Source organism: Ilumatobacter sp. (assembly GCF_046290335.1).
GTDB lineage: Bacteria > Actinomycetota > Acidimicrobiia > Acidimicrobiales > Ilumatobacteraceae > Ilumatobacter_A.
Map to the genome: position 1 here is coordinate 36007 of NZ_JBKAGH010000002.1, position 17196 is coordinate 53202.

Genomic DNA, 17196 nt, shown 5'->3' on the forward strand with positions numbered 1-17196 from the left:
GGCAACATAGCCACGACATGGATGCTCCGATACCAGCCCCCACGACACCCGCCAGCACGACACCCGCGATCCCGACGGCCGAACAGAACCAACAGGCACTCGACGACCTCGTCAACCTCCTCGACCTCGAAGCGATCGAGGTCAACCTCTTCCGAGGCGCGTCGACCGACGAGGAGCGAGTTCGCGTGTTCGGCGGCCAGGTCGCCGGACAGGCGCTGATCGCAGCGAGTCGCACCGTCGACGAACCAGGGCGCCACGTCCACTCGCTGCACGCCTACTTCCTGCGACCGGGCGACCCGAAGCGGCCCATCCTGTATGAAGTCGATCGCATCCGTGACGGCCGAAGCTTCTCCACGCGCCGAGTCGTCGCCGTCCAGCACGGCAAGGCCATCTTCAACCTCCAAGCGAGCTTTCACGACGAAGAGGCGGGCGGACCGAATCACCAACTCGAGATGGACGACGGGATGACTCCGCCGGAGGAACTCCCCGATTTCCACACTCGGATGGCTCCGCACGCGGAACGCATCGGCGCGTGGTACCACCGACCGCGGCCGATCGATCTGCGCTACGTCGATGGCGACCCGATGAGCCGACAGGGCGAGTCGAACACCGGACAACACGTGTGGTTACGTGCCAACGGCGTGCTGCCTGACGATCCGGTGCTACAGGCGTGCGTCCTCACGTATGCGAGTGACATGACCCTGCTCGACACCACGCTGTTGCCGTTCGGTCTCGCCTTCGACCACCCCGGTCTCCAGATGGCGAGCCTCGACCATGCGATGTGGTTCCATCGCCCGTTCCAGGTCGACGAATGGCTGCTCTATCAGCAGCAGGCGATCTCGACCGGTGGCGCCCGGGGCCTCGCTGGCGGCGCGATCTTCACCGCCGACGGGCAACTCGCGGTCAGCGTCGTCCAAGAAGGTCTGGCGAGGTTCACGCAGTGACCCGGCGCGCTGTGATCAGCTCCGTGCTCGTCGCCGGCACGATCGTGCTCGCGGCATGCGCATCCGACGACTCCGCAGGCCCGCCGTCGGCCGACACCGCGGCCGATGTCGAGCAAGGCGCTCCCGATGCGAGTACCACGACCAGCCCGCTCGACGACCTCACGGCCGAACCATCGACCGAACCGACGACCGCCGGTGGCCCGACCACCACCCTGGTGCCGGCCGCCGACGCCGACCTCCCGACCGCGCGCCCCGGCGACGAATCCGGTCCGCCGACCACTGCGCCCGGCCCGCTCGCTCGGCCCGAGGTCTCCTTCGTCGAGCTCGGCTCGTACGACGAACCGGTCGACGCGGCCACACGCGAGCTCGACACGCGACTGTTCGTCGTCCAACAAGGCGGCCAGATCGTCGCGTTCGACGACGAGTCCGACACCGTCGTGCTCGACATGACCGACGTCGACGCCGTCGATCTGCGCAGCGGTGGTGAGCAAGGGTTGCTCGGCCTCGCGTTCCATCCGATGGAGGACCTCGCCTACGTCAACTTCACCAACGACGCCGGCACGACCGTCGTCGCCGAGTTCGCCGTCGACGAGCTGAGCGGCCGATTCGATCCGGCGTCGTATCGCGAGGTGCTCACGATCGAGCAGCCATTCCCCAACCACAACGGCGGCGACCTCGAGTTCGGCCCCGACGGCTACCTCTACATCGCCACCGGTGACGGCGGATCGGGCGGCGACCCGGAACGCTTCGCGCTCGACCTCACCAGTCGACTCGGCAAGCTCTTGCGCATCGACCCGCGTGCGACCGACGACGCCGCGTTCCGTGTCCCCTCCGACAACCCGTACCTCGGTGCCGACGATGCAGATCCGACGATCTGGTCATCCGGGCTCCGCAACCCGTGGAAGTTCTCGTTCGATCCCGTGACCAACGACCTGTGGGTCGCCGACGTCGGCCAGAACCAACTCGAAGAAGTCAGCGTCGCGCCGGCCGTCGACGGGGTCGACGCGGGCCGCGCCGTGAGCTTCGGTTGGAGTGCGTTCGAAGGCGATCAGGTGTTCAACGCCGACGAACCCGCCGATGGACATCTTCCGCCCGTCCACGTGTACCCACATGACAACGGTGACTGCTCGATCAGTGGCGGTGTCGTGGCCCGCAACTCGTCGTATCGCGACCTGAACGGCTGGTACGTCTTCGGCGACTTCTGTTCCGGTCGTCTGTGGGCACTCGACACCACGTCGGTCGGGATCAGCGACAGCACGGTCGTCGGCGAGGCGAGGGTCGTGGAAATCGGCACCGTTCCGGCGCTCGCAGCCGTCGTCGAAGGGGCCGACGACGACATCTACGCGCTCAGCCGCAACGGGCAACTCGTGCGCATCGCTCCCGCCTGACACCCCGTACGGATCGGGGCCCCGATCGCCGACGCTGCGGTCAGCCAGGCCGAGGCGCGGACGAACCTCGTTCGGGTCAGCCCACTCGTTCGAACTCGACGCGGCGCTCGACGACGTCGACCGCTCGGAGCTTCACGATGATCTCGTCGCCGGGATCGACACGCCGCGCGACCGTTCGGGCGACCACGGCCGGTTCGCAGATCTGGATCCGGACGCCTCGGTCATCCTCGTCGGTGACCACCGCGTCGAACACTTCGCCCTCACGCCCCTGCAACAAGATCGCCTCGGCGAGATCGAGCGCTGCTCGATCCACCTGGTTCGCCCGAGCGTCACCACGGCGCATCGCCGCCGGCAGCTCGGCGAACGCCGACTCGATCTCGTCGGGCACGTCGCGTCCGTTGCCGATCGCCAGTGCTGCTTCGATCACGTAGCGATCGACGAGTCTGCGCAGCGGCGCCGTCGCATGGGTGTAGGTGGCGGCGAGCGCAGCGTGCCAGGGCCGCCCCTCGTGGATCCCGCCGTCACCCGGGCCGTCTTCGGTCTCGAACTCGGAATAGGGCGTGTACGAGGCTCCACCTGCGGCTCGTCGGACGGCGAGTTGGAACGCCGAGGTTCGCGGATCATCCACCGGCAACGACGTCGCGAACGCTCCGAGGGCGACGTCGTTGCCCCAGTCGAGCCCGAACGCTCTCGCCGTGTGCCGCAGCCGGGCGGTGTGGCGTTCGTCGAGCGGCGGCATCGTCCTGAACACACCGGTGCCGGCATCGAAGAGCGCATCAGCAACGGCCATGTTGGTCGCCAGCGACATCGCCGCGTTCTGGCGCTCGGCTTCGACCCGTGGGCGGAAGCGCAGATCGAACGCATGCCCGGCATCGGCCGGCGCGCGAACGACCTCCTGCTCGGGCCATTGGATCCGATCGGCACCGCGGGCGCGCTCGGACGCTTCGAAGCGGCGAGAGAGCTCCGCGAACGCGTCGGGGAGATCCGGGGCAGTCACCGTCGAGTAGGCCAGCTTCGCCCGGTTGCGCACCATCGCCCGCTCGACCCCGTCGAGTCGGACGTCGCCGTCGTGGCCGACGCGCACGAGGAAGACGATGGCGGGCTTCGGCGATCCCGGGAGCAGACTCCCCGCGTCCTCCGCGATCCGCTCAGGGTGCAGCCCGCTGCGACTGTCGGGCATGTACACCGTCACGCCGCGGCGCCACGCTTCCCGATCGATCGGGTCGCCCGGACGCACGAACCAGCCGACATCAGCGATGGCATAGCGCAGCAGCACGTCATCGCCCGCCATCTCGACCGCGAACGCTTGATCGAGATCGGTGCTGGTCGCCGGGTCGAGCGTCAAGAACTCGACGTCGGTGCGGTCGACGTGCTGCCATCTTCCCGGTGCCCCGGTGCCAGGCACGATGACCTCGAAGGGGCGAGCGGCGGCTTCTTGCGCTGCTGCGAGCACCTCGGGTGGATGCGGGCCCGGTACGTCGAAGTCCGCACGCAACCGCTCGAAGCCCCGGCGGAACTCGTCGGCGATGCCGGACTCCCCGGAGTCGGCGACGTTCGATGCGTCGGTGAGGTCAACCGGCAACCGCATGCTTCCGGTCCTCAGCGCCGCGCTCCCATGAACATGCCCTTGAGCGCCTCATAGTGCTCGATCACGTGACCCGCACCGAGCACGACCGCTTCGAGCGGCACGTTGGACATGCGCACGGGCACCTGCGTTTCACGTTCGATGCGCTCGGCAAGACCCCGAAGGAGTCCGCCGCCGCCGACGAGGTACATGCCGCGCACGAGGAAGTCCTGCGAGAGCTCCGGGGGCGCCTTCGAGAGACACCGAATGACCGACGCGACGATCGACGACACCACGTCTTCGATCGCGAAGCGAACCTCTTCAGGGGTCAACAGCACGGTCTTGGGAAGCCCCGTCATGAGGTCGCGACCGCGCACCTCGGCCTGGTTCTCGTCATGGGTCGGATCGGCCGAGCCGATCGCCACCTTGATCTCCTCTGCCGTGCGCTCTCCGATCGCGATGCCGTGCTCACGGCGCACGTGATTCTGGATCGCCGCGTCGATGTCGAACGAGCCGACGCGCACCGCTTCGAGCGACACGATTCCGCCGAGCGAGATCACCGCTGTCTCGCTGGTGCCGCCGCCGATGTCGATCACCATGTTGCCGACCGGTTCGTCGATCGGCAGGTCGGCGCCGATCGCTGCCGCCATCGGCTGTTCGATCAGGTTGGCGTCGGCGGCGCCCGCTCGACGCGCTGCATCGGTCACCGCACGCCGCTCGACCTCGGTGATCGCCGACGGCACGCAGATGACGACCTTGGGCCTCGTGAACCGGCTCACGCCCACTCGCTGGAGCAGCAGTCGGATCATTCGCTCGGTGATCTCGAAGTCGGTGATCGCCCCACCGCGCAGCGGTCGGACCGCGACGATGTAGCCAGGCGTCCGGCCGATCATCTGCCACGCTTCTCGTCCGGTCGCGAGCACCTCGCCGGTCTGGCGGTTCAAGGCGATGACCGACGGCTCGTTGAGGACGATGCCGCGGCCCTTCATGTAGACGAGCGTGTTGGCGGTACCCAGGTCGATGGCGAGGTCACGCGCCATGATCCGCCTCGACACCGACAGGAACGCAGAATCCGATCAGCGCGGGTTGCGCGCCCATCGGTGGTGGAGAATTCAGGTCACGACCCATTGTCCTCAGTCTCGCCGGAATCTTCCTCGACGCGGCGGACCTGATCGATCGTGGGCCGACGAGCTTCGGGCCCGAGAGCGTCGATCTGACGGCGGAACGAGTCGACCGGGTCTTGTCGTCCGCGCACGCGAATGGCCAACGCGGTGACCAACACCAAGGCCACGATGATGATCGCGATGACGACGATCGACACTCAGCCGCTCCCGACGGACCGAGGGTCGACGGCGTCGTGGGCATCGGTGCCCCAGTCTTCGCCGTCGGCCCAGACTTCGTGTTTCCAGATCGGCGCCGACTCCTTGAGCGCGTCGATCGCGTACCGCGCTGCCTCGAACGCCTCGGGGCGATGGGGCGCCGACACCACGGCCAGCACCGACGATTCGCCGAGCCCGAGCCGCCCGGTTCGATGCAGGAGGGCGACACGGCCGGTCTCGGGCCAGCGCCGGCGCACTTCGGCACCGATGCGCTCGAAGACCGGCACCACGTGCTCGTCGTAGGCCTCGTACGTCAGATGCTGGACGTCGTCACGGTCGGCAGCGTGATCACGAACGGTTCCGCTGAACAACACGACCGCTCCGCATCGGGGCAGCACGGCCCACTCGTAGGCGCCGCCGATCGGCAGTTCCTGATCGGTGAGAGCGAACCAGTCGTCGCTGTTCTCGGGGCCACGCACGATCGGGAGGTTAGTCGTCGGCTCTCTTCGCCATGGCCGCGCGCATCGAACTCGGCAGGAAATTCGTCAGACCGCAACGAACGCCGGATGCAAACGCCCCCGATCCGATCGCGAACCGGCTGCGAACTGTCGCGAACATGGCGACGGCGTGGACAAAGCAGCCCCGCGCGGGCATCGCCGATATCGCCGTGGCTACGATCGGCAGCCGTGGATGACGCCGTGGTTCCCCCTCACGAACGAACGTGGCGCCATCCGTCCGAACTCGGCCCGACAGCACTCGACGTGCCGGCCGGCGGTGGGCGTCTTCTCGCGTTCTCGACCGGTGCGGTCACCGCAGTGCTCGTCGCGGTGCTCGTCGTCTCGTTCAGTCCGAAGCGCAGCGCTGCGCCGAGTGCGATCAGCGCCACCACCGTGCCGGCAGCGTCGGTGCAGTTGCGGGCCAACACGGCACCCATCGGGGTCAGCACGAATGCCGATGGTCTCGTCCGCTTCGAGGCGAGTTCGGTGTCGCGCGATCAGGCGCTCACGATGGTCGGCGCACCGAACGCGATCTCGTCCGCGCCGCTCGTCCCCGGCCGAGACCTCGACCGTTCGGCCAGCGGTTCGGTCCACGACGACATCCCGGACGACATCTCCGACGGCATCCACGACGGCATCCGCGTTGCGTCGGCCCTTCCGGATCCGGACGAGCGCGTCCTGCTGCTGACCATCTCGCACACCTACGACGTGGCGTGGGGCGATCTCGATCGTCTCGACGCTCCCGACGGTTCGATCGTGATCACCCGCGACGGGCGTCTGCTCGCGACCTTCGTCGATGGCGACGTCCGGTCGCTGATCGAGTGACGAGACTGACCAGCACCGCGGCGTTCAACGGCTGAACGTTCGACGGCGACGACGCCACCAACGGCGGCCGACCACCGCGGCGACGGCGACGACGACGAGGGTCGCCAGCGCCCCGAGCCCGAGCGTCAGTTCCTGTCGACGCTTCGGCGACACCATCGTCCACCATGGGGCGTCGGTCGCCTCGACATAGGCCTGCTCGTTCGTGATGGTCGGTTCCCAACCGGCGCTGCGCAGGCGACCGTTGGAGACGATCCACGGCTCGCGTGTGTACGGGCCGAGACCGGGGGGAATCGGCCCGCGCAGCAGACGCCAGCGCAGCGACCCCGTCACCTCTGCGAGACGCTCCGGCATCGGGAACCGAGGTCGCTCCCCCGACAACGCACGCACGCGCTCACCAGCGATCCACCCATCGGGCGCCACGTTGAACACCCCGTCGAGGCGGGAACGGATCGCCAGTGCCACCGCGTCTGCGAGGTCGTCGAGGTGGAGGAACTGGCTCGGCGGGTCCGCCTGTGCGACGCGTCGGCCGAGGCCCGAGACGAGCGCTGCGGCAAGCCGGGAGTTGTCACCGGCTGCCAGCGCCACCGCCGGCCGCAACACCGACGTGACACGTCCGCTGCGAGCAAGTCGCCACTGTTCGACGAGTTCTTCAGCTGACGCCAATTGCCTGGCGAACACGAACTCGACGTCGGGGCGCACCACGGCGTCCTCGGTCAGCGGCTTCGGATTGTTCGGCGCCGCGCCATAGACGAGCGCGGACGAGACGAACACGACGTGGTCGGCCGACAGTTGGTCCGCCGCGCTCAGTGTCTCGGCGACGAACTCCGTCGAGCTCTCGCGTCGCTCCGCTCGGCGGTCATAGTCGCTCGTTCCGAGATCGACCACGACATCGGCGACGGCGAGATCGGCGAGCGTCGGAACGCCACCGGAAGGGTGGGCGACGCCGTCGAGCAAGACGACGTCGATACCAGGATCGTCGGCGAGCAGCCGGGCGACACGCCGACCGAGCGCGCCGCGCCCTCCCGTCAGCACTGCCGTCGTCATCGCCGCGACGCTACCCCCACGCAACTGCTCCCCCGACGACACAGGCGTGCGACGACACGGGGTCGCCGATCGCCCGGCGCGGTTTCGGGACGCATCGGGCGTGCCGCGGCTCGGGTCCGCGCCGCGCTCGATAGCGTGGGTTCATGGCAGACGACGGTGAGTCCAACGTCAATCCGTTCGAGGGCATGCCGATGTTCGGGGACATCTCACGGATGCTTGCCGGTCAGGGTCCGCTCAACTGGGAAGCAGCTCGCCAGTTCGCCATCATGTCGGCGACCGGTGGCGACGGTGCGAATCCCCTGATGGGAATGATGGGCGGCGCAGCACCGACGGCCTCGGCCAACATCGAGCCATCGGTGCGCATCAAGTACGGCCAACTGGCCGACATCGCTCGCCTGCACGTCGCCGATGTGATGGGGCTCGACGTTCCGGTCGTCGAGCCGTCTGTCGCCACGCCAGAGCAGTGGGCGGCACAAACGCTCGAGGCCTACCGTCCGCTGTTCACCGACCTGGCGACGTCGCTCGGCGGCAGCGACGATCTCCCCGACGACCTGGCGAGCGACCCGATGGCCCAGATGATGGCCGGGCTCTCGAAGATGATGGCGCCTGCGATGATGGGCATGGCCGTCGGATCGATGGTCGGGACGCTCGCTCGGTCGGCGTTCGGCGTGTACGACCTCCCGATTCCGCGAGCCACACCGACACTCGTCCTCGTGCCGCCGACGATCGACACGTTCGCTGCCGACTGGGAAATCGACGAAGACGAGATGCGGCTGTGGGTGCTCGCCCACGAGCTCGCCGGTCTCACGCTCTTGTCCATCCCCCACATCGCCGACCATCTCCGCACGCTCGTTCAACGTCACGTCGGTGCGTTTCGTCCCGACCCGACGGCAATCACCGACAAGCTCGGTGGCCTCGACGATGCAGCCGCTGGTGATCCGATGGCAGCGATCCAGCAGGCGTTCGGTGACCCGGAGATCTTGCTCGGCGCCGTGCGATCCGACGAGCAGTTGGCGATGGAGCCGATGCTCGACGCAGCCGTCGCCACCACCATCGGCGTCATCGATTGGGTGGTCGACGCGGTCGCCGTCCGCATCGTCGGCGGTTCGGCGTTGCAGATCGCCGAGGCGGTTCGGCGCCGTCGCGCTGAGACCAGTCCTGACGATCGCTTCGTCGAGCGTCTCCTCGGCATCAGGTTGGGCGCCGAGCAGACCGCTCGCGGCAAGGCGTTCGTGCAAGGTGTCGTCGACCGCGCCGGCGAGAACGGTCTGGCACCGTTGTTCACCGATCCGGAGGCCGTTCCGACGCCGAACGAGATCGAGGCGCCCGGCCTCTGGCTGGCCCGGGTTTCCCCCGACGCTTCGTAGCACTCGTTCGCGTACCTGAGCGACCGGACGCCGGACGCCGACGCTTCGACGCCGAGCGTCGACGACCCGACCTCGTCGCCGTCATGCCGGCGCCGAATCGGAGGTTGACCATCGTGCCGGCCGCCACGATGCCGACGATGAGGAACCCGATCGGTCCGGGCACCCGGATGGCGACGGCGACGAACGCGGCGGCCGCCCAGGCGAACTGGAACCGGGTCTCGAACTGCGCGAACGCCCGGCCCTGGTTGGCCCCGGGAGCGTCGCGCTGCACGATGCTCTCGAAGCTGAGCCGACCGATCGACGCGACGAAGTTGACCACACCGGCGATCGCGACGCCAGCGACCGGCCCGCCGACGACTGCCAAGCCGACACCGGCCACTGCGCTCACGATGAGCGCCGTGGTGAGCATCGTCTCTTCAGCCATCCGCTGTCGCACTCGTGACGCGATCGCGTTGCCGAGCATCGCGGCCACTGCCGAGGCGCCGACTGCCGCGCCGAACCACAGTGTGCCCTGGTCCTGCGACCGCAGCCAGAACGCCAGGTGGAAGAACGTGAAGCCGACGTTGGCTCGCAGCACGGTCATCGCGACCGCTCCCGATTGCAACGCTGACGAATGGAGTTGTTCCCGCTCCGCTGGGTCGACTCGGTCTTCGGCGATGACCTCTTTGGGAAGTCGGGTCGCCGAGAAGAACGCGCCACCGAAGAGCAGTGCGCCGTAGACGAGCGCTCCGCCCGGACCGATCGTCTTCAGCAAGATGCCGGCGGGAACGACGGCGACGGCGCCCGTGAGCCCCGAGAGCAGACCGAGTTTGGAGTTCGCCTCCACGAGTTCGGTCTCGGATCGGACCGTCGACGGGACGAGCGCGGACTTCGAGACGACGTAGGTCTTCTGGAGAACGAGCGACGCGAACACGAGCGGGAACAGCGCGAGGCCGTCGATGTAGCGCGCCATCAGCAGCAAGAGCACCACACGGGTGAGCGCGACGATCTGCACCACCAGGCGTCGGCCACCGGCGATGCGGTCGATGAGCGGACCGATCAGCGGCGCGATGAACAGGAACGGCGCGAAACTGATCGCGAGGAACAGCAACACCTGGGTTCGCGCTGCGTCGAGCTCGACGCTGAAGAAGAAGGAGTCGGCCAGCGCGACGACCATCGCCGCGTCGCCCGCCATCATCAATGCGTGGGTGACCGCCAGTCGGGTGAACCGCGACATCGGCGGTTTCGTCCCCTGCAACTGACTCACTTCTCCGATACTACGCCCGACCACTCGGCGGCGACGGTGCGCCGGCCCTAACCTCGACAACATGAGCTCGACCAACGCAGGATCCACCTGGACGTCTGATCGCATCCTGTCCGATCGCATCCTGATGGGCCCTGGTCCGTGCAACCCGTACCCCGAGGCGGTGCAAGCGCTCGGACGCCCGATGCTCGGACATCTCGACCCCGAGTTCATTTCACTGCTCGACGAGACGAACGAGCGACTGCGGACGGTGTTCGGCACCTCCAATCGGCTCACGTTCCCGGTGTCGGGAACCGGTTCGGCCGGGATGGAGGCGGCGATCGTCAACTTCGTCGGTCCCGGCGACACCGTCGTCGTCGGCGTCAACGGCGTGTTCGGCGGACGGATGGTCGACGTCGTGCAACGAACCGGTGCGACCGCGATCGCCGTCGCACACGAGTGGGGCCAACCGGTCGACGTCGAGCGCATGCTCGCGGCGCACCCGTCGCCGACGATGTTCGCGATGGTGCACGCCGAGACCTCCACCGGCGCCCAGAGCGACGTCGCTGCACTCGGCGCGGCAAAGGGCGACGCGTTGCTCTTGGTCGACTGCGTCACCTCCCTGGGCGGCGTCGAGTTGGAGATCGATGCGTGGGGCGTCGACATCGCCTACAGCGGCACGCAGAAGTGCCTCGGCGTCGCGCCCGGACTCGCGCCGCTCACCGTGTCCGACCGCGCGATCGAGCGGCTCAAGCCGACGCCGCAGTCGTGGTACCTCGACCTCAACATGATCGCCGCCTACGTCACCGGCGACGGCGCGCGGGCCTACCACCACACGGCGCCGATCTCGATGATCATGTCGCTGCACGCCGGTCTCGGCGTCGTCCTCGACGAGGGACTCGACGCGGTGCGTGCTCGACATCAGGCAGCCGGCGACGCGGTGAAGGACGGGATGCGCGAGCTCGGGTTCGATCTGTTCGCAGCCGAGGGTCACCGGCTGGCGCCGCTCAGCTCGATCTCGATCCCCGAGGGGCGCCTCCCGGCCGGCGTCACCGAGGCAGACGTGCGCAGCCGCCTGCTCGCAGAGTACGGCGTCGAGATCGGTGGCGGGCTCGGCCCCGTCGCCGGGAAGGTCTGGCGCATCGGCACCATGGGCCACACCGCCCGCCAGCGCAACGTCACCACCCTCCTCGCGGCCCTCGCCGACATCATCGCCTGACGCCACCGGAGCGAGTGGGGCTGGTGTCGGCGACCACGTTGTGCGTCGCCGGGGGCGTCAGCGAACGTACTTGTAGCCGAGACCCCGGATGGTGGTGATGCGGGCAGGGTGCGCCGGATCGGTCTCGATCTTGCCGCGCAGACGTTTGATGTGAACGTCGAGCGTCTTGGTGTCGCCGACGTAGTCGTGCCCCCACACCCGGTCGATCAGTGTTTCGCGCGGCAGCACCCGACCGGCGTTGGCGAGCAGGAGGTGGAGCAACTCGAACTCCTTGAGCGGCAGCGTGATCTCCTGACCGTCGACTTCGACCCGGTGCTGATCAGGATCGAGTTGTACCCCGTCGACCACGATGGCGTCGGACGTCATCAGCTCGACGCCGTCGGCCCGAGGCGCCCGTCGCAACACAGCGCGCATGCGTGCGACGAGCTCGCGGAGCCGGTACGGCTTGGTCACGTAGTCGTCGGCACCGACCTCGAGTCCGACCACCGTGTCGATCTCGGCGCTCTTCGCCGTGACCATGATGATCGGGATCTGCGTCTTCTTGCGAAGCTGGCGACACACGTCGATACCGCTGACCTTGGGCAGCATCACGTCGAGCAGCACGAGGTCCGGGTTGACCTCGTCGAACATCGCCAAGGCCTCGGCGCCGTCGGTGGCGACCGCGACCTCGAAGCCTTCCCGGCGTAGCCCGATCATCAGCGCATCGACGAAGCTCGCTTCGTCCTCGACGACGAGAATCGTTGCCTCGCTCATGATCTGGTCTCCTTCAGCGAAGATGGTGTGGACAGCCCACCCGTCGAACCCGGGTGCGACGGAATCTCTGCAACAACGTCGGGATCCGGGCCCGGATCGACCAGCAGCGACGCCGGGAGGCGCAAGACGAACGTCGAGCCCTCCCCTTCCTGCGACGACACGAGCACCTCACCCCCGTGGTTGTTGGCGACGTGTCGCACGATCGACAGCCCGAGCCCACTTCCACCAGTGGTGCGGCTGCGCGCTCGATCGACTCGATAGAAGCGCTCGAAGATCCGATCGAGGTCTCGCGCCGGGATGCCTGGACCGTGGTCGGCGACCATCACCTCGACCCAGCGTTCGTCGACGCGAGTACGAACCTGGACGACTCCACCGGGGTCGCTGTATTTGACCGCGTTCTCGACGAGATTCCCGATCGCCGACGCCAGCTGGGTACGGTCTCCGCGAACGTACACCGCCACGCCGCCGTCATGGGCCGACACCGTGATGTCCTTGTCCGGGTCGACGCCGGCGCTGCGCGAGATCGCCAGGCTGACGACGTCGCCGACGTCGATGACCTCGTCGTCGAGCCGGGCCGACTCGATGCGAGACAACTCGAGGAGGTCGTCGATGGTGGTCACGGCGCGATGCGACTCGTCGACGAGCCGGCCACTCAGCCGCTCGATGACCGCAGGATCGGACTCGTCGGCCAACGCCTCTGCCAAGACCGCGATCGCCCCGACCGGCGTCTTCAGTTCGTGCGAGATGTTGGCGACGAAGTCGGTGCGCATCGCGTCGATGCGACTACGTTCGCTGACGTCTTCGATGGTGGCGACAGCACAACCGTTCGCCATCGCCGACGCCGTGATCTCGAACGACACCCGCGGTGGCCCATGGAGCTCGAGACGACGATCAGCACTTCCGTGAGCCAGCGCCGCAGACATCAACGCCTCGAGTTGGTCCTCGAGCAGCACACCTGCGTGCGTGCCACCCAAGGCGAGTGCGGCACGATTTCGATAGACGATCGTCGCATCGGCGTCGCAGATCACAACGCCGCGGACGAACAGGTCGGCCGCCTGACGGAGCACGCCGTTCACGGGGTCGAGGGAGTCGCCAGCGGCCTCGGTGGCGGCGAGCACCTCCGAGACACTCGACGCCTCTGCGACCTCGCGGCCAGGACGACGGCGCCGCGCCAACCCGGTCGCAAGCGCAGCGCCAATGGCGATTCCCACGCACAGGGCGACGATCGTCAGGAACACATCACCTCAGGAGGCATCGGGTTCGCGCGGCGTGATGTCGGCGACCGCCGGCACGTCGTTGCCGCTCTCCGGATACGGGTGATCGGGAAGCCATCCGTCGACGATGTACCGAGTTCGATCGCTCACGTTGACGGCGTGATCCCCGATGCGCTCGTAGAAGCGGGCCACCACGGCAAGCTGGACGGCGACCTGGAGGTCGATGCGTCCGGCAGCGTGGCTCTCGAAGATCACCTGGATGAACTGCCGCTGGAGATCGTCGAGGTAGGTGTCCATGTCGTGCAACGCCGCTGCACGGGCGCCGTCACGGTTGAGGTACGACTCCGTTGCCTCCTTGAACAGCACGGTCGCCTGCTGACCACACTTGTGGATCATTCCGCGCAACGGCGCGTCCAGTTCGTGGCTGTAGATCCGTCGCGCCGCTTTGCAGATGTTGACGCAGAGGTCGGCCGAACGCTCGACGTCGGCGAGGATCTTGATCGCCGACACCAGCTCGCGCAGATCGGCGGCGACCGGAGCCTGCAACGCGATGAGGCTGAAGCAACGCTCCTCGAGTTCGAGCGAGTCACGGTCGTACGCGTCGTCGCCGAGAATCACGTATTCGGCGCCTTCGAGATCACCGTCGAGCAGGATCTCGGTGGCGCGAGGGACGAGTTCGGTCACGCCGGCGCTCAGCCGAGCGATGCCCGTACGGATGTTGCCGAGCTGCTCGTGGAAGTTCGTGCGCAGGTCCTGCGTCATCAGCCGAACCGTCCCGTCACGTAGTCCTGGGTCTCCTGCTGCGCCGGGTTCGAGAAGATCTTCTCGGTGTCGTCCATCTCGATCAACTTGCCCGGCTTGCCGGTTCCGGCAATGCTGAAGAAGCCCGTGCGGTTCGAAACGCGAGCTGCCTGCTGCATGTTGTGCGTCACGATCACGATCGTGTAGTCGTCCTTCAACGTCAGCATCAGTTCCTCGATCGCGAGCGTCGAGATCGGGTCGAGCGCCGAACACGGCTCGTCCATCAGCAGCACGTCCGGCGACACCGCGATGGCCCGGGCGATGCACAGACGCTGCTGCTGGCCGCCGGAGAGTCCGGAGCCCGGTCGATCGAGACGGTCCTTGACTTCCTCCCACAGGTTCGCGCTGCGCAGCGACTTCTCGACCAGATCGTCGGTGACGCTGCGCTTCGTGCGCTTGGAGTTGAGTTTGTGACCGGCGATGACGTTGTCGTAGATCGACATCGTGGGGAACGGATTCGGGCGCTGGAACACCATCCCGATCTTGCGTCGGACCGCGACGGGATCGACGCCCGGACCGTAGAGGTTCTGGCCGTTGATCACGACCTCGCCGTCGACGCGGGCGCCGCTGATCACCTCGTGCATTCGGTTGAGCGAACGCAGGAACGTCGACTTGCCGCACCCGGACGGCCCGATCAGCGCCGTGATCGACCGAGCGTGAATCGTCATCGACACACCCTCGACCGCGAGGAAATCGCCGTAGTAGATGTCGAGATCGGTCACGTCGATCTGGAACCCGGCAGGCTCGGCGGTTCGAATCGGTGTGGCGGTCGCCGGGCTCTGGGTGGTGTCGACGGATTCGGTCATCTGCGCTCCGGAGTTGGGGTCGGCGGTACCCGTGAGGGTAGCGGGGGTGTCGTACGGGGGATGCTTGCGGACGCTCACTTGAGTCCCTTCGGCTTGAGCACCGAGGACAGCACCCGGGCGATGGTGAACAGGATCCCGACGATCACCACGAGCGTGAGCGCTGCCGCCCAGGCCCGGTCTTGACTCGCTTCGACCGGCAACGTCGGGAACTTGTAGGAGTTGTAGGCGAAGACGGGCAAGGTGGCCATGCGGCCCTCGAACGGGTTCCAGTTCACGTTGGCGGTGATGCCGACCGTGATCAGGAGCGGCGCAGTCTCGCCGATCACGCGGGCCACGGCGAGGACGATGCCGGTCAAGATGCCGGCGATCGCCGTCGGCAACACCACCTTCACCACGGTTCGCCACTTCGGCACGCCCAGCGCGTAGGACGCCTCGCGGAGCTCGTTGGGAACCAGGCGGAGCATCTCCTCCGTCGTACGCACCACCACCGGGGTCATCAACAGGGTGAGCGCGACTGCGCCGGCCAGACCCGAGGTGTGACCGGGCCCATCGAGCCAGACGAACAAGGCGTAGGCGAACAGACCGGCGACGATCGACGGGATACCGGTCATCACGTCGACCAGGCCGGTCACCATCTTGGAGAAGCGACTGCCGTCGGCGTACTCGACGAGATAGATCGCGGTGAACAAGCCGAAGGGAATCGCGAACACCGCCGTGAGCCCCGTGATCACCAACGTGCCCACGATCGCGTGGTAGCCGCCGCCGCCCTCGCCCGCGACACCGCGCATCGTCGTGGTGAAGAAGTCGAGATCGAAGCGGTTCGAGCCACGATCGACGACGGTCCAGATGACCGAGGCGAGCGGCACGAGCACGATGACGAAGGCCACCGTCATGATGGACCCGGCGAGACGGTCGGTGGCCTGTCGGCGCGACTCCACGGACCGAGAGATCACGGCCACGCCGAGGAGATAGACCACGATCGACACCACGGCCCAACGGGCCCAGTTGACCGAGCCGGAGGGCAGCCACGTGAGCGCAGCGATCGCAATCGAGCCGAGCGCGATGCCGCGCATCGGCCAACCGTCGAGGCTGCCTCGCTTCATGGAGTCGTCGGCAGCGACGAACGGGTCGCCGTCGATTCGTTCGTCGGTGAGGGTCATCCGTCTGCTCCCGAGAATCCGGCACTCGCGATTCGGCGGGCGAGCGCGTTGACGAAGAAGGTGATGACGAACAGCACCAGACCCGTCGCGATGAGTCGGTCGACCGACACGCCGGCCGCTTCGGGGAACTGGAGTGCGATGTTGGCAGCGATCGTGTTCGAGTTCGAGTTGGTCAGCACGTCCCAGAAGTACCCGAACGACGGCGACAGGATGATGGCCACGGCCATCGTCTCGCCGAGCGCCCGACCCAGTCCGAGCATGGCGCCCGAGATGACCCCCGAACGGCCGTACGGGATGACCGCCTGACGGATCATCTCCCAACGCGTCGCGCCGAGGGCGAGCGACGCCTCTTCGTGCAGCCGCGGAGTCTGGAGGAACACCTCGCGAGACACCGCGGTGATGATCGGCAGGATCATCACGGCGAGTACGACACCGACCGTCAGGGTGGAGCGTCCGCTGGTCGACACCGCCACGTCCGAACCGAAGAATGGGAGGAAGCCGAGGTTGTCACGGAGCCAGGGCATCATGCTGTCCGACAGGATCGGTGCGAGCACGAGGATGCCCCAGAGTCCGTAGACGACGCTGGGGATCGCTGCGAGCAGGTCGATGAAGTAGCCGAGCGTGCGACCGAGCCGCTTCGAGGCGTAGTGGCTGATGTACAGCGCAACGGCGATCGCCACCGGCGTGGCGAGCAGCAACGCGATGCACGACACGTAGATCGTGCCGAACAGGAACGGGCCGACGTATTCGAAGAACCCTTGCTCGCCGTCGAAGTTCGACGGATCGGCGGTGATGCCTTGCCGTCCCTGCAGGAAGAGGAACAGCGCGACGGCGGCGAGCGTGACGAGGATCAACGCGGCGGCACCGAACGACAGACCGAAGAAGATCCTGTCGCCGGCCTTGCCGATCGGTTGATGAATCGAATCGTCGTCGGTGGGGGCGTTGTCGGGAGGCGACGTCTCGGTGGTCGTCACGTGCGCGGGCTCCGAACTGTGAAGGGGGAGGTCAACGTGTGCCGGTGATCCGTCGGCTGAACGGAGTGGGCAGAGCTGAGTGGTGGTGGCTGCATGGCG

Annotated in this window: 18 protein-coding genes; 6 read left to right on the top strand and 12 right to left on the bottom strand. The window is 67.4% G+C overall.

Going from position 1 to position 17196, the window contains the following annotated elements; genetic code table 11:
* Positions 1–17: 17 nt before the first annotated feature.
* A complete protein-coding gene (locus tag ACE37B_RS08730; RefSeq protein WP_409922937.1) occupies positions 18–944 on the top strand; it encodes an acyl-CoA thioesterase in 927 nt (308 codons plus the stop codon).
* A complete protein-coding gene (locus ACE37B_RS08735; protein ID WP_409922938.1) occupies positions 941–2332 on the top strand; it encodes a PQQ-dependent sugar dehydrogenase in 1392 nt (463 codons plus the stop codon). The genes ACE37B_RS08730 and ACE37B_RS08735 overlap by 4 nt, the downstream gene beginning before the upstream one ends.
* Before the next feature lie 76 nt (positions 2333–2408).
* On the opposite strand, the gene ACE37B_RS08740 is transcribed toward ACE37B_RS08735, so the two are convergent.
* The 4 genes from ACE37B_RS08740 to ACE37B_RS08755 form a co-directional block, all read right to left on the bottom strand.
* The gene (locus ACE37B_RS08740) at positions 2409–3920 is read right to left on the bottom strand and encodes an RNB domain-containing ribonuclease (protein WP_409922939.1); all 1512 of its coding nucleotides are present in this window, start codon (positions 3918–3920) and stop codon (positions 2409–2411) included.
* Positions 3921–3931: 11 nt separating this feature from the next.
* Complete coding sequence (locus ACE37B_RS08745) at positions 3932–4936, bottom strand: rod shape-determining protein (protein ID WP_409923659.1); 1005 nt, start codon at positions 4934–4936, stop codon at positions 3932–3934.
* Between the two features lie 77 nt (positions 4937–5013).
* Entirely contained in the window at positions 5014–5217 is a 204-nt protein-coding gene (locus tag ACE37B_RS08750; RefSeq protein ID WP_409922940.1) for a hypothetical protein, read from the bottom strand.
* The gene (locus ACE37B_RS08755; protein ID WP_409922941.1) at positions 5218–5694 is read right to left on the bottom strand and encodes a molybdenum cofactor biosynthesis protein MoaE; all 477 of its coding nucleotides are present in this window, start codon (positions 5692–5694) and stop codon (positions 5218–5220) included.
* A gap of 32 nt (positions 5695–5726) precedes the next feature.
* On the opposite strand from ACE37B_RS08755, the gene ACE37B_RS08760 reads away from it, so the two are divergent.
* Positions 5727–5909 (top strand): hypothetical protein, encoded by a 183-nt coding sequence (locus ACE37B_RS08760; RefSeq protein WP_409922942.1) that lies wholly within the window; start codon positions 5727–5729, stop codon positions 5907–5909.
* Entirely contained in the window at positions 5902–6537 is a 636-nt protein-coding gene (locus tag ACE37B_RS08765; RefSeq protein ID WP_409922943.1) for a hypothetical protein, read from the top strand. Before ACE37B_RS08760 ends, ACE37B_RS08765 begins: the two co-directional genes overlap by 8 nt.
* A 24-nt stretch (positions 6538–6561) precedes the next feature.
* On the opposite strand, the gene ACE37B_RS08770 is transcribed toward ACE37B_RS08765, so the two are convergent.
* A complete protein-coding gene (locus tag ACE37B_RS08770; protein WP_409922944.1) occupies positions 6562–7581 on the bottom strand; it encodes an NAD-dependent epimerase/dehydratase family protein in 1020 nt (339 codons plus the stop codon).
* Between the two features lie 143 nt (positions 7582–7724).
* Here ACE37B_RS08770 and ACE37B_RS08775 point away from each other — a divergent pair, with 143 nt between their 5' ends.
* Positions 7725–8948: a zinc-dependent metalloprotease gene (locus ACE37B_RS08775; protein ID WP_409922945.1), complete on the top strand. Its 1224-nt coding sequence runs from the start codon at positions 7725–7727 to the stop codon at positions 8946–8948.
* On the opposite strand, the gene ACE37B_RS08780 is transcribed toward ACE37B_RS08775, so the two are convergent.
* Positions 8863–10194: an MFS transporter gene (locus ACE37B_RS08780; protein WP_409922946.1), complete on the bottom strand. Its 1332-nt coding sequence runs from the start codon at positions 10192–10194 to the stop codon at positions 8863–8865. The two genes, ACE37B_RS08775 and ACE37B_RS08780, sit on opposite strands and share 86 nt — an antisense overlap.
* A 61-nt stretch (positions 10195–10255) precedes the next feature.
* Between ACE37B_RS08780 and ACE37B_RS08785 the strand changes: the two genes are divergently transcribed.
* Positions 10256–11389, top strand: coding sequence for a pyridoxal-phosphate-dependent aminotransferase family protein (locus ACE37B_RS08785; RefSeq protein WP_409922947.1), 1134 nt, complete (start codon positions 10256–10258; stop codon positions 11387–11389).
* A 57-nt stretch (positions 11390–11446) separates the two neighbouring features.
* Here ACE37B_RS08785 and ACE37B_RS08790 read toward each other — a convergent pair whose 3' ends face one another.
* Genes ACE37B_RS08790 through pstC form a run of 6 tightly spaced genes read right to left on the bottom strand, consistent with a single transcriptional unit; the run spans position 11447 to position 17097 of the window.
* Complete coding sequence (locus ACE37B_RS08790) at positions 11447–12142, bottom strand: response regulator (protein ID WP_409922948.1); 696 nt, start codon at positions 12140–12142, stop codon at positions 11447–11449.
* Positions 12139–13353: a sensor histidine kinase gene (locus ACE37B_RS08795; protein ID WP_409922949.1), complete on the bottom strand. Its 1215-nt coding sequence runs from the start codon at positions 13351–13353 to the stop codon at positions 12139–12141. Before ACE37B_RS08795 ends, ACE37B_RS08790 begins: the two co-directional genes overlap by 4 nt.
* Positions 13354–13386: 33 nt before the next feature.
* The gene (phoU, locus tag ACE37B_RS08800) at positions 13387–14118 is read right to left on the bottom strand and encodes a phosphate signaling complex protein PhoU (protein WP_409922950.1); all 732 of its coding nucleotides are present in this window, start codon (positions 14116–14118) and stop codon (positions 13387–13389) included.
* Positions 14118–15041, bottom strand: a complete 924-nt coding sequence (pstB, locus tag ACE37B_RS08805) for a phosphate ABC transporter ATP-binding protein PstB (RefSeq protein WP_409922951.1) — start codon at positions 15039–15041, stop codon at positions 14118–14120. Before pstB ends, phoU begins: the two co-directional genes overlap by 1 nt.
* Positions 15038–16123: a phosphate ABC transporter permease PstA gene (pstA, locus tag ACE37B_RS08810; RefSeq protein WP_409922952.1), complete on the bottom strand. Its 1086-nt coding sequence runs from the start codon at positions 16121–16123 to the stop codon at positions 15038–15040. Before pstA ends, pstB begins: the two co-directional genes overlap by 4 nt.
* A complete protein-coding gene (pstC, locus tag ACE37B_RS08815) occupies positions 16120–17097 on the bottom strand; it encodes a phosphate ABC transporter permease subunit PstC (RefSeq protein WP_409922953.1) in 978 nt (325 codons plus the stop codon). The genes pstA and pstC overlap by 4 nt, the downstream gene beginning before the upstream one ends.
* Positions 17098–17196 lie beyond the last annotated feature (99 nt).